Annotated in this window: 14 protein-coding genes and 1 pseudogene; 12 read left to right on the top strand and 3 right to left on the bottom strand. The window is 63.6% G+C overall.

Annotated features, from left to right (window positions below; all coding sequences use genetic code 11):
• Positions 1-74 precede the first annotated feature (74 nt).
• The 5 genes and pseudogenes from BO39_RS27800 to BO39_RS33830 form a co-directional block, all read left to right on the top strand.
• Positions 75-347: pseudogene (locus BO39_RS27800) on the top strand (IS6-like element ISPsa2 family transposase); the annotation flags it as partial.
• Between the two features lie 42 nt (positions 348-389).
• Positions 390-530: a hypothetical protein gene (locus tag BO39_RS33825; RefSeq protein ID WP_169742879.1), complete on the top strand. Its 141-nt coding sequence runs from the start codon at positions 390-392 to the stop codon at positions 528-530.
• A gap of 403 nt (positions 531-933) precedes the next feature.
• Positions 934-1,461 (top strand): hypothetical protein, encoded by a 528-nt coding sequence (locus BO39_RS27805; protein ID WP_043839910.1) that lies wholly within the window; start codon positions 934-936, stop codon positions 1,459-1,461.
• Positions 1,462-1,596: 135 nt separating this feature from the next.
• On the top strand, positions 1,597-3,213 hold the full coding sequence (locus BO39_RS27810; protein WP_043839912.1) for an MFS transporter: 1,617 nt from the start codon (positions 1,597-1,599) through the stop codon (positions 3,211-3,213).
• A gap of 56 nt (positions 3,214-3,269) precedes the next feature.
• A complete protein-coding gene (locus BO39_RS33830; protein ID WP_169742880.1) occupies positions 3,270-3,476 on the top strand; it encodes a hypothetical protein in 207 nt (68 codons plus the stop codon).
• Between the two features lie 278 nt (positions 3,477-3,754).
• Here BO39_RS33830 and BO39_RS34100 read toward each other — a convergent pair whose 3' ends face one another.
• On the bottom strand, positions 3,755-4,030 hold the full coding sequence (locus tag BO39_RS34100) for an alpha/beta hydrolase (RefSeq protein ID WP_211257597.1): 276 nt from the start codon (positions 4,028-4,030) through the stop codon (positions 3,755-3,757).
• Between the two features lie 377 nt (positions 4,031-4,407).
• On the opposite strand from BO39_RS34100, the gene BO39_RS27820 reads away from it, so the two are divergent.
• The 5 genes from BO39_RS27820 (at position 4,408) to BO39_RS32060 (ending at position 9,897) form a co-directional block, all read left to right on the top strand.
• Complete coding sequence (locus BO39_RS27820) at positions 4,408-5,094, top strand: HAD family hydrolase (protein ID WP_211257598.1); 687 nt, start codon at positions 4,408-4,410, stop codon at positions 5,092-5,094.
• Positions 5,095-5,308: 214 nt separating this feature from the next.
• Positions 5,309-6,883: a Na+/H+ antiporter gene (locus tag BO39_RS27825; RefSeq protein WP_043839914.1), complete on the top strand. Its 1,575-nt coding sequence runs from the start codon at positions 5,309-5,311 to the stop codon at positions 6,881-6,883.
• 141 nt (positions 6,884-7,024) lie between these two features.
• Entirely contained in the window at positions 7,025-7,726 is a 702-nt protein-coding gene (locus BO39_RS27830) for an SOS response-associated peptidase (protein WP_043839916.1), read from the top strand.
• A gap of 442 nt (positions 7,727-8,168) precedes the next feature.
• Positions 8,169-8,513, top strand: a complete 345-nt coding sequence (locus tag BO39_RS27835; protein WP_052402962.1) for an acyl-CoA thioesterase — start codon at positions 8,169-8,171, stop codon at positions 8,511-8,513.
• A 121-nt stretch (positions 8,514-8,634) separates the two neighbouring features.
• Positions 8,635-9,897 (top strand): ferritin-like domain-containing protein, encoded by a 1,263-nt coding sequence (locus BO39_RS32060; protein ID WP_084698629.1) that lies wholly within the window; start codon positions 8,635-8,637, stop codon positions 9,895-9,897.
• A 447-nt stretch (positions 9,898-10,344) separates the two neighbouring features.
• Here BO39_RS32060 and BO39_RS27845 read toward each other — a convergent pair whose 3' ends face one another.
• Positions 10,345-10,557 carry a hypothetical protein gene (locus tag BO39_RS27845; protein ID WP_043839920.1) on the bottom strand — a complete coding sequence of 71 codons (213 nt, stop codon included), beginning with the start codon at positions 10,555-10,557 and terminating at the stop codon, positions 10,345-10,347.
• Between the two features lie 166 nt (positions 10,558-10,723).
• On the opposite strand from BO39_RS27845, the gene BO39_RS27850 reads away from it, so the two are divergent.
• Positions 10,724-11,653 carry a YihY/virulence factor BrkB family protein gene (locus BO39_RS27850; protein WP_281175641.1) on the top strand — a complete coding sequence of 310 codons (930 nt, stop codon included), beginning with the start codon at positions 10,724-10,726 and terminating at the stop codon, positions 11,651-11,653.
• A 21-nt stretch (positions 11,654-11,674) separates the two neighbouring features.
• Positions 11,675-12,085 carry a PAS domain-containing protein gene (locus BO39_RS27855; RefSeq protein ID WP_043839922.1) on the top strand — a complete coding sequence of 137 codons (411 nt, stop codon included), beginning with the start codon at positions 11,675-11,677 and terminating at the stop codon, positions 12,083-12,085.
• Between the two features lie 12 nt (positions 12,086-12,097).
• Here the strand turns inward: BO39_RS27855 and BO39_RS27860 are convergent.
• The coding region (locus BO39_RS27860; protein WP_043839924.1) for an IS256 family transposase at positions 12,098-12,382 on the bottom strand (285 nt) is incomplete at its 5' end.

Here is a 12,382-nt window from a genome sequence, read left to right on the forward strand (position 1 = left end):
ACGCGGGCCAGGATGATCAAGGTCGGTTCTGTTGCGGCCTTGCGGCGTCCCACTGACTGGGTACAAGCCGCAGTATGGCGAGACGGCGGAGAGTGGCCTCGGTGAGACTGGATCAATGCTTCAAGGGGCGACAGTTCACCGCCGAGGTGATCCTCTGGGCAGTCCGCTGGTACCTCATTTTCCCGGTCAGCTATCGCGATCTCGAGCTGATGCTGGCCGACCGTGGGGTAGAGATCGCGCACACCACCATTTTCCGTTGGACCCAGACCTACGTGCCGTAAATCGAGAAGCGGATCCGGCCACATCTGCGGCCGAGTAACGGCTCTTGGCGGGTCGACGAGACCTACCGAGCGTCTGGCTACAACTGGCATGCCCTGGTCGAGTCGGATGTGTCGCGCTGGAAGCGCGTCATCGGTGACGGCCTGCGCTCGCAAACGGACGGACGCCAAGCGACCGAAGGGGCCATTACCGCCAAGGTGCTGAACCGCATGTTGGACCTGGGTCGCCCGAAATACGTCCGCATCGTCTGAATGTCGGGGTCTTGGCGCTCATACGTCTAGCGTCCTGATCTGCGCAACACGGTCCCGATGAAGGGCCCCGTGACCCCTGCACATCGTAAGGCTCATTTTTGTGCCCAAGGGGCGGGGAGGGGGCGGTTGCCACGGATGGGGGCCTCTTCACACAGTCAGGCGGGTTAGATCGGCGGCACGGATCGCCCGTGGACCAGCCGGATTGAGCAAGAAGACTGGGGACTTTGGTGGGTGGGGCTACAGGATCGACAGCAAAGAGGGACTTTCCTCACCTGATCGGGTGAGGGCATGACGGTGCTGATCCCGCGCTCCAAGCGCGACCAGGAGGGGAGAAGGCCTAAAGAAGGATAAGGACGCCTCACCGCTGCGCGTGCAGAAGCCTCTGAATGATGAATGACGAACCGTGAGGCTGCCTGTCCTAGGCGGTCGTGTCGCCCAGATCGACCAACTGCTGGCGCCCCACCACAGCATTGGATGGGACTTCGACGGCACCCTGATGGGACATCCGAACTCGCCTCTGATGCACGACTACATCCGACGTTTCCCTGAAAAACGGCACTGGATCGTGACCTTTCGGGCTCATGGGCTTGAAGAGGAAGTGTTCTCGCTGCTGCGGGGTGACTACTACACCCACGCTCCGCGACGGGCTGACTTTGCCGGAGTGCTCAACATCTCGGCCTGGGCTCACTACCGACGGAGTCGTGTCATGACCAAGCGCGAGAGGGGTTGGGACGGCTTTGAAACGCGGGCCGAGCGCAACTGGAACACCTGGAAAGGTCGTGCGTGCCGCAAGGCAGGTATCACCGTCATGATCGACGATGACGTGTTTGCGGTGCAGGAAGGGTGCGAGACATACGGCATCGCCTTCATCCACCCCATGGCATTCAACGAGCCCATGGTGGCTAGGCGTTGGCCTGTTCTAGTGCTGTGATACAAGCCGGCGCTGGAGGTGCTGCCCAAGTCCTTTGGCCCAGCTGTGAACCGTCCGCGTTAGGGCGCGTATGTTAGCTGCGGCTGGACGAGCGGGTCCCCCGCACTTCGGCCGACCTCCCGCCCAGGCAGACCTATGCCGTCGAGCCCCGCAGCCGCTTTCGCTCCTCTCCGCCACCCAGCCTTCCGCGCGCTCTGGGTTGCCAACCTCGCGAGCAACACCGGGCTGTGGGTGCAGAACACCGGTGCCGGATGGCTGATGACTTCGCTGGCGCCCTCCCCGGTGATGGTCAGCCTGGTCCAGGCTGCCTCGATGCTCCCGGTCTTCCTTTTTGCCCTCCCCGGTGGTGCCCTGGCCGACATCCTGGACCGCAGGCTCACCCTGATCGGGGCTCAGCTTTGGATTGCGGCGGCCGGGCTGGTGCTCGCCGTGCTGGCCGCACTCGGCCTACTCGGCGCTTGGGGCTTGCTGGCCCTGACCTTTGCCATCGGCGCGGGCACCGCCGTGATCTACCCAGCCTGGGCCGCGGCCACCCCCGAGTTGGTGCCGCCCGGGGACCTCGTGCAGGCGGTCGCTCTGAACGGCGTCGGCTTCAACCTGGCCCGCGCGCTTGGCCCGGCGCTTGGCGGCTTCGTCATGGCGGCAGTGGGCCCCGCCGCTACATTCTCCCTGAATGCATTGGGTTTCATCGTGCTTCTGGTGGCGCTGGTGACCTGGCGCAGGCCGGCGTTGCCCCCAGCCGAGTTGCCGCCCGAGCGGCTTCCTTCCGCCGTGAGGGCCGGACTGCGTTTCGTCGCTGCGGCGCCGGGCATGCGCGCGGCCATCCTGCGCGCCTGCGCCTTCTTCTTCTTCGCTTCAGCAGCCTGGGCGCTTCTGCCGCTGGTGGTTCGTGAGGGACTTGGGCTCGGGCCGGCCGCGTTCGGGGCCATGCTGGGTGTTGCCGGCGTTGGTGCCGTGGCCGCCGGGGTCGCGCTGCCCGCGCTCAGAGAGCGCTTCTCCCAAGGCAAGCTGGTGTTCTATGCGTCGCTGCTCGCCTACGCGGCCATGGCTCTGCTCGGCGCAGTCCAGCATTGGGCGCCGGCGGTTCTGGCGCTGTTGCTCTTCGGCGCTGCCTGGCTCACCGCAGGCAGCACGCTGGGGGCAGCAGCTCAGATGACGGCGCCAGCCTGGGCTCGGGCTCGGGCCCTCGGCATTTACCACCTCTCCTTCTTCGGTGCGCTTGCTCTTGGCTCCGTCCTTTGGGGTTGGGTCGGCACCAGAGAGGGTGTCCCGGTCGCCCTCGGCCTTTGCGCTGGGATCGGCGCCATCACCGCCTTCGCCGTGCGGCCCTGGCGGCTCGCAGCTTTCACACAGGGCAAGGGAAAGTGGGCCAGGGCGCTGAAGTCCGTGCCGCTGCCACGGTCAGGTGCTCCCTCCTCAGAGCTCAAGGATCTGCTGCACGACGGTTCAGGCAGGGTGCTGGAGGCCGTTCACTATCGGATTGACCCGGCGGACCGCGCCGCCTTTATTGCCGCCATGAGAGAGGTGCGCGAGGTCCGTTTGCGCGCTGGGGCTGCGGGTTGGAGGCTCTATGAGGACATCGCTGAACCTGACCGATGGACAGAACTCTGGGCCGTGGAATCCTGGACCGAGCATCTTCGTCACTCGACCCGGCTGGATGAGGGCGACCAATGGGCTCTTGCCCGTGCCGCCGCGCTACACCGAGGCGATGGCCCACCCAAGGTATCGCGACACCTCAACGTCGAGCCATGAACCGAGGGGAGCGCCTACACCGGCAGCAATCCCAGCGGACCCCGGCCACCTCGCTCATGAACGAAGCATCGAAAGGTTTGCCGGATGGCATGCAAGTCCACCGCATGCTTCCGCAGCTGACGTACTTGTCCTCCTACATCAACGTCTCTGCCGAGCTTGAGGCGCTGCTGCGCCGAACATCCAAGCGGACCTATGATGAAGTTCTGTCCGCTATCCATGCCCGCGCCAGCCTGTCGTCTAAGCCGGTCTCCTCCAGGCGGTGACCTGTCGGCAGCAGGTATGCTGTGACGAGAGCTCCTGATCGTTCGAACTGCTCCGCCAGATGCGGAGTGTCGGTTGGATCTCGCCGTTCATCGGCCGCACCTCCCAACAGTAGAACGGGATAGCCGCGCAGCGGCGGAAAACTGTCTTCTGCACACGGCAAGAGAGGGCGAATAAGGATGGCACCGGACGATATTTCGGGAGCCTGGAGAGCAGCAGCGGCTGCCATAATCGCACCGTTGGAGTAGCCGACCAGTAGGGGCTTACGATAGCCCTTGGCTCACAAGTGGCTGAGGAAGGCGCAGAACTCTTTCGTCCGAACTGCGAGGTCCTCCCGGTCGATGGTGCGGTCCGAATTTCGCCGGAAGAAGGCATGCCCACCCTCCCACGGAACGCGTCCGCGCAAAGCGAAAGCGGCACGGTCGGGTGCGATGCTGCGCGCGAAATCGACCAACGAGATCTCGGAGCCACCGCTGCCATGCAGCAGGACGACGGGAGATAGCTCGCATAAAGCAGCACCAACCATCTCGAAGTAGAAGCCTGCTGCCTCCGCCATCTCGCCACCCACGTAACGGACAGGCGCTTAGCGCACGCTTTGATGGTCTGCAAAGGGTCGATACTGTTGAAAAAGTCGGTGACTGCTGCTGATCGTGCGATCTGGCGCAACGACATATCTCAAAGCACCCACTTGAGGAAACCATCGCACCGAAGCCGTGAAGAACCTGGCAACTTTCGTGCTCGTTCGATGGGGTCTCAGACTTTTTCAACGTAAACGGTCTATTGCGGCTGGTCGGGTTCAGTTTGAGGACACTTACAATTCTGCTGAAGGGGGCGAGAAAAGGAATGGGAGCTTTCCGTCGGCTGCCGCTCTTGACGCCAGGGCGGCGTTGTTTTGCCAGGCGGACCGCGATGGGACCGGCAGGGAACTTGAATATGATGATCAAAGCCGCGCTCTTCGACGTTGATGGCACTCTGGTCGACTCTGTAGATCTGCACGCCCAGGCCTGGGTGGATGCCTTCAAAGAGATCGGCCACGATATCCCCTTCGACGAGATGCGGGCCCAGATCGGCAAGGGTGGTGACCAGCTCATGCCCGTCTTCCTCTCGCCCGAAGAGCTGGAGGAGAAGGGCAAGGCACTCGAGAAGCGCCGTGGCGACATCTTCCGTGAGGGCTACCTTCCCCGGGTCCGCGCCTTCCCAAAGGCAGCCGAGCTGCTGAGGCGCGTCGGCAAGGCCGGTCTGCGCAGCGCCCTCGCTTCCTCTGCCGAGGATGAGGAGCTCGCCGCACTCAAACGCATTATCGGCATCGACGGCGGCCAGTTGGACGCCGAAACCTCCTCCAGCGATGCCGAGCGTTCGAAGCCCTTCCCAGACATTTTCGAGGCCGCCCTGGCGCAACTGCCCGGCGTGAGCCCAGATGAAACCGTCGTCATCGGCGATACGCCCTATGACGCCGAGGCCGCGGGCAAGGCAGGCATCCGCACCATCGGCATGCTCTGCGGTGGCTTCCCGGAACAGGCTTTGCGCGAAGCCGGCTGCATCGCGGTCTACCGCGGCCCTGCGCATCTGCTGGCAGAGTACGATGCTTCGCCGCTGGGCGCTGGCAGCATGCCAGATTAGGAGGGACGCGGTGCTCGGGAAAGGTAACGTGTGCCGACGTGAGTGGCCACCAGAAGGGCATACAACTCTCCAGCCCGCTCGAGACGGCTGCGGCGCCAGCGCCGTAAGCGCCTCTGCCTGATCCAGGGTCGACCCGGTCGGCCTTCGAGGCGGCCCGAATTTCCACTCACATGATGAAAGGCGGCTTGGGCCAGCCCTGCCGAGCACAGACGCCATGCACGTCTTTGAGCTTCTCCTGGTCCTTCTCGGGGCCTGTGTGGCCCTCGCGGTTCTCGCGAAGCGGCTGAACCTTCCTGTTGCCGTTACCCTCGTTCTCGGCGGAATGGGACTGGCTTTTGTCCCAGGGCTGCCGCCACTCGTACTCGACCCCGAGCTCGTACTCGCCCTTTTCCTGCCGCCCCTCCTACAAGTCAGTGCCTACCGGACGGACTGGCCCGCGTTCCGCAGCCATCTCCGTCCAATCCTGCTCTTGGCGATCGGTGGGGTGTTCTTCACCGCCGGGCTGGTGGCGATCGCGGCCAAGATCTTCATCCCATCCCTGCCCTGGTGGGCCGCAATCACCCTCGGCGCCATCGTGGCGCCGCCGGACGCCGTTGCCGCCGCCTCCGTTCTGAGCCGCTTCAAACTGCCCAAGCGGATCGTCACGGTGCTGGAGGGTGAGAGCCTGATCAACGACGCTTCGTCGCTCGTCCTGTACAAGTTCGCGGTCGTGGCGGTCGGCGTCGGCACGGTCAGCTACGGCGAGGGTGCCCTGCAGTTCTTCGGCGTGGCGATCGGCGGCGCGCTTGTGGGCTGGCTCGTCGGGCGGATCGCGATGTGGATCTTCACCCACCTGGAAGACACCCTGCTCGACCTCACGATCACCATTCTCGCGGGCTTCGCCGCCTACCTCGCGGCCGAGGCAATCCATGCCTCCGGCGTGCTCGCGGCCGTAGCATGCGGCCTCGTGCTCGGACGGCAGCAACATGCCGAGTTCACCGCGCGCACCAGGATTGAGCTGGTCGCCGTCTGGAACTTCCTGGAGTTCACCCTCACCAGCCTCGTTTTCATTCTCATCGGGCTGCAACTCCGCGGCATCGTCGCGCGTCTCGCCGATGACGACCTCCGGCCGATCGCTCTGCTGGCGGTAGCCATGTCGGTGACCCTCATCGTTAGCCGCTTCGTCTGGGTCTTCGCCTCCGCCTGGGTGCCGCGTGCTCTGTCCCGGGAGCTGCAGGAACGGGATCCGACGCCGTGGCGGCACGCAGCCGTCGTTTCCTGGACGGGGATGCGCGGCGTGGTCAGCCTGGCGGCGGCTCTTGCACTCCCAGAGCCTTTTCCAGGCCGCGACGTGATCCTGTTCCTGGCCTTCTGCGCGATCTTCGTCACCCTGGTGATCCAAGGGACGACACTGGGATGGGTGGTCGGGCGGCTTGGCGTCACCGAGGAGGTGACCGCACTCCCCGAGCCGGAAACGGCTCAGACGCGAGCCGAGATCACGACGGCGGCGCTGGGAGCCGTCAGGGAGCACCTGGACAGTCCCGAGGCTACCGAACACACCGAGGCGGCAAGCGAGTTGGTGCAGGAGTACGAGGTTCGCGCCGACCGGGCGAGCATCGAGGGGCAGGATCCCGAAACCAAGAGCGCCCAGCTGGAGGCGCAGCAACGCTTGCGCCTCGTGGCCATCGCTGCAGCGCGCGAGAAGCTAGCCGAACGGGCCGAGACGATGGATGCCGAGGCCCACCGAGCCCTCGGCGAGGAGCTGGACCTTGAGGAGCAGCAGATCAGGCGGGCACTTGAACGGGAATGATGCGGGCTGGGACTGGGTTGGAATCAGCCGCTATGGGAATGAACTTACAAACCTTGAGAGGCGGAGAATACCTGCCCTCTTCAGTGGTTGCCCTGCTGCCCAGTATGGCGCGATCGCCCAGATTTCCTTACCCTTGACTGTATGTGCGGTCGATTTGCCCAGTCCATAGCACCAACCGACCTCGCGAGAGCTTTCGGCACCCGCAATGCTGTACCGAACTTCGCGCCTACCTGGAATTTGCCTCCCAGCCAGTCCGCGCCGGTGGTACGGCACAATCCCAAGAGCGGAGAGCGTCACCTCGACCTCCTGCGCTGGGGGCTGATTCCGCATTTCGAGCGTGATCCAGCCCACGCCCGCATGCTCAACAATGCCCGGGCTGAGACGGTCGCAAAACTCCCGAGCTTCCGCGGCGCCTTCGCGGCCCGCCGGTGCATTGTGCCGGCCGAAGCGTTCTACGAGTGGAAGCGCGACGGCAAGTTGAAGCAGCCTTTTGCCATCGCACGTGCCGACGGTGCTCCGCTTGCCTTCGGCGGCTTATGGGAGAGTTGGACCGACCCGGCGAATGGCGACATCACCAGAAGCTTCGCCATTGTCACCACCGACGCGAACGCCACCATGGCGCCGATCCACGATCGCATGCCGTTGGTGCTGGAGGCGGCCGACTGGGCAGTTTGGTTGGGCGAGCAGGAGGGCGACCCTAAGGCGCTGCTTCGCCCCGCGGCGGACACCGTGCTCCGGACGTGGCCGGTGAGCACGGACGTGAACAGTGTGTGGAACAACGGAGCGGAGTTGCTCCAGCCCATGCACGACGAAGCTTCAGAAGGCGGACCAAACTCCGCGTAAAGGCAAATGGGATCGAACTCGGCTGTAGCGAGTGAGTGTGCCAAGCGTTCCTCCTCAGGTCCGGAGGTCGCGCTGTCGGAGGCCGAGGAGCACGCGCCGCTCCGCACAGTGCCCATACTGAAGGTCCTGTCCAAGCCGCCCGGGCAGCGCAGTCGCGACAGAAGGAAGCGCGACGGGGCGCCGTTAGGTCCTTCGCAACAATTCGGCCTCAATTCTCCTTCGCTTTAAGACGCCGGTCGAGTTCCTCAGTAAGACGTCCAACTTGATAACCCGATAGCAGCGGATGCGTTCCTCTGTTTGTCTGCAGCCTCCGCCACGCGACAGCGAGGGTAGACCGAAGATTAAACGGCTGCATCGACCAGCTGTTCTTCACAAAAGGAGCCGAGCAGTGACCGACAAGCCCCCCGAGATCGCCGGCGGCGCACAGTTGCGGACGATCGCCATGCCACGTGACACGAACGCCGGAGGCAGCATCTTCGGCGGCTGGACGTTGTCGCAGATGGACTTGGCCGGCGGTACCCTTGCGGCCGAACACGCGGAAGGACGCGTGGCGACTGTCAGCATCGATGCCATGCGCTTTCTGCGGCCTGTGGCGGTAGGCGACGAGGTCAGTTGCTACTGTACGCTGCAGGACATGGGGACGACTTCGGTTGCGGTAAAGATTGAAACCTGGGCTCGCGAACGTGGCGGTAAGGCTGCAGAAAAGGTAACCGAGGGCGTTTTCACGTATGTCGCCATCGACGAGGAGGGTCACCCGCGCGAACTCCCGACGCGCGAGGCGAAATGACGATCAAGGTACCGCGTCAGCGGTTGCCTGCCATTCATCAGGATGTTCGTGCAAACCTTCGTCGGGCCACTTTTTGTGGATACAGGCTATTTGGGACTGGTGAGCTGAAAGTCGGGCACAAATGAACAGCAAGGTATCTCCTGGCGAGGAGCCAGCAGTCGTTACAGGAAACAGGGAGCAACTCCTTCATCTGCTCGCCGAGGCATCGGAGATTGAGCACACCCTAATGTGCAGCTATCTCTACGCTGCCTTCAGCCTCAGGCGCGGTGAGGAGGAAGGGCTTTCCACAACTGAGGCCTCCGCTGTAAATCGCTGGCGTAAAACCATCATGAACGTGGCCGTGGAGGAGATGGGTCATCTTCTTATGGTAGCCAACCTGACTGTCGCGGTTGGCGGACGGCCCCACTTCGCCAGACCTAACTTTCCCGTTGCGCCTGGGTACTTTCCCTCCGGGGTCGTTGTCCGCCTCACCGGCTTCTCACGTGAGACGCTGGAGCACTTTATCTTCCTTGAACGTCCGCAAGGAGCGCCAGGCGACGATGATCGTGCCTTCGGTCGGGAGAGCTACGACCGTGGGCAAGCGGTCCGTGGCCTCATGCCGAGTGCGCAGGACTACACCACGATTGGGCACCTCTACGAGGCTATCCGAGCAAACCTCATCTCTCTCGCAGGCCGCGTCGGAGAGGCCGAGCTATTTCTCGGCGGTGTCGGACGCCAGGTTGGGCCCGGTGTGGTCGATTTCCAAGGCGTGACTGCAATCGCTTCTCTGGAATCGGCTTGCACCGCAATCGACCTGATCATCGAACAAGGTGAAGGTTCGCCGGAAGAGCAGGAAGAGTCGCATTACCGAAGCTTCTTGGCTATTCGCGATGACCTCGAGGAACTCGCCGGCAAGAACCCCTCCTTTGCACCCGCGTGGCCCGTAGCGGACAATCCTGTGCTCCGGCTTCCGCCGAGCCCCGAGGATAGGGTCTTTATCGACCATCCAGAGGCTGCGGCCCTCCTGGATTTCACCTGCTCGGTCTACGGCTTGCTGCTCCGCCTGCTTGTGCAGAGCTTTGGCCGGACAGGATCGGAGCCAGCTCGTGAGCAGAGAACGCTGATCTCAGCAGCCATCGCGCTTATGCATACTTTGGCGGGTGCATCCGATCAGTTGGCACGCTTGCCTGCGAGTTCATCCAAACCGGGTGTGAACGCTGGCATGAGCTTCACCATGCTGCGTGGAGTTGAGCCCCTGCTCGATGGGCGGGTCGAGGAACAACTTATACGTGAGCAACTGCGGGATCTGGCGGATGGTGCGCGTTCCATCCCTGGGCTTTCAGGGGCAGTAAGTGCGAGCCTCAGTAAGCTCGCAGAAACATTCATCCTTTGGACACCTTCTTGAGTACGTGCTGATCTGCAAAGGATCCAAATTGAGAGGTTGCCGACATCATGCCGGCGAGGCGTCGTAACGTCCACCAGGTTAGAGGGAAAGACAACAGCATGGCCCTACCGGATGTCGCCTTCAGCGCGCTGAAAGCAATGAGGCGCTCCGGGCGATTCGAGGACGCAAAGCCTCTTACAGCAACGTCGCCATGCCACGTGCGGCCTAGAAAGCGAGGTCACCATAACCATCCAGCGCTGCGACTTACGTACAAGGGAATAGAATGACCCTCTTCAGCTATCATATTTCGCATGAGCAGTTCTCGCCACGCGCCCTTCTGGGCTTGGCCCAACAACCCGAGGCGGCAGGGTTCGATGCTGCGTTCTCGTCCGACCACCTGCAGCCCTGGGCGGCCGCGCAGGGTAATTGCGGATTTGCCCGGGGCATGGCTCGGCGCCGCCCTGCAAGCTACGTCCGCAAATCTTCCGCTGCGACTTCAGTCACCCGACCGAGGCGGACATGCAGGTGCTCAATCTTCACCGGCCGCCCCAGTGCGGCAGAGGCACGGCGCTCGGCGAGGGGGATGAACCAGTCCCAGGACCAGAAGGCGATTAGCAGGCCAGTCAGAACGAGCGGGATCCCGACCCAGAAGGCCCACCGCGGCACCCGTCGTTCCGCCATTCTGCTCCTCACCTTCCATTAACGACTTGTGGAGGTGATGCGTGGGAGAGGTGAGGGTTCACTGCCGCGGGCCCAGCCTCTGAAAGGCATTCCGAGTAATGCTGTCAAATATCCCAGTTCGGCGGCCGCAGCAGTCCCAGTCAGCCGCTTGCGCGTTGAAGAGGACATGCCTCCCAACTCCCACCAAGAATCCTCCAGGCCAGACGGCTTTGCGGGTGCCTGTCCAGCCGAGGAGCGCGAGGTCGCTGCTCCCTCAGATGTATTGGCACAGGGTTGGTGGAGCGTCCTGCGTCAAACGGCCTTTCAGGTCTTCGACAAGAGACTTCTAGGTGAGGCGGCGGCTGTGGCGTTCTACGCCCTGCTGACGGTCTTCCCAATGCTGGCGGCCCTGATCTGGCTCTGTGGCACCTTCATTGACCCCGTAGCAGCCACACAAGCGCTGCGAGACACCGCCTCTGGCATACTGCCGGCCGGCGCCGCCGAGGTGACTGGTGAGCTCCTCGGTCGCCTTGCAGACCTTCAGCGCGGTGGCTTTGGGCTTGGTACGGGGGCCGCACTGATCGGCACGGCGCTCTGGGGTGCCATAGCGACCGCGGCCCAGCTCTTCGGAGCACTGAACGTCACCTATGGCGAGCAGGAAGGTCGGAGTCTGCTTCGCCTCCATGGTGCGGCGCTGCTTTATGCCGTCGGTGCTGCAACTTTCATCGTCCTTGTACTCGGCGCCATCATTGTGCCAGCGAGGCTTGTTGATCAGGCGGGGGCTGGAGGCGTTGAGGCGATGGTGCTCCAGCTTGGCCGCTGGCCTGTGCTTCTGGCCGCAGTCGCCTTTGGCCTTGCCCTTACCTATCGGCACGGACCAGACCGCAAGTGCCCGCAGTGGCAGTGGGTCAGCTGGGGTGGTGCTTTCGCCGCCGTCGCCTGGCTGCTCAGCTCTGCGGCCTTCTCCTTCTATGTTTCTCGGTCCGGCGGCTACGACCGGCTTTATGGATCGTTGGGTGCCGTGGTCGCGTTGATGGTCTGGGCTTGGCTGTCGAGTGCCGCCGTGCTGATCGGTGCAGCCCTTAACGCAGAGCTCGAGCGTCACTCTGTGCGCTGATCCTTGGATCTGGAGCATGAAATGCCCGACCTCCCGTCGCAGGACCAGGCCGACCAGCAGCAACTCCGACTGATCCTGGCGGCCCTGCAGGACGGCGTCATACTGATCAATCCCGACCAGACCATCGCCTGGGCGAACGGAGCCGCACTTCGGATGCATGGCGTGCACGAGGTAACCGGGCTCGGCGCCACGGTGTCCGAGTACCGCAGCCGCTTCGAGTTGCGCTACCGCAACCGCCATAGCCTTCCCGAGGGGACTTACCCGATGGAGCGGGTGATGGCTGGCGAGGCCTTCGACGAGGTGGTGGTCGAGGTGGCGCCCGCCGGGGAGAACGAAGCGCTCTGGACGCATCGCATCCGCAGCCTGGTGCTCAACGACGCCGCCGGCGTTGGTAGCGTCCGTCAATGTGGTGGAAATTGCGTCTGGGCTTGAGGTGGCCACGGCTCAGGCGGCCTTGGGTGGAAGTTGCAGGGTTTCGTTGGTGAGCGCTGGGTTGAGCATCTCGCCCATGGCTTCGACGCCCATGTAGCGGTGCTGCAGTTGCCACTCGTCGTTGGCCTCGAGCAGCACAGCGCCGATGAGGCGGATGATGGACGCCTCAGAGGGAAAGATGCCGACCACGTCGGCGCGGCGTTTCACCTCCTTGTTGAGGCGCTCCAGCGGGTTCGTCGAGTGCAGTTTAGTCCGGTGCGGCGCCGGGAACGCCATATAGGCGAGCACGTCATGCTC

Source organism: Roseomonas aerilata DSM 19363 (genome assembly GCF_000711725.1).
Lineage (GTDB): Bacteria > Pseudomonadota > Alphaproteobacteria > Acetobacterales > Acetobacteraceae > Roseomonas > Roseomonas aerilata.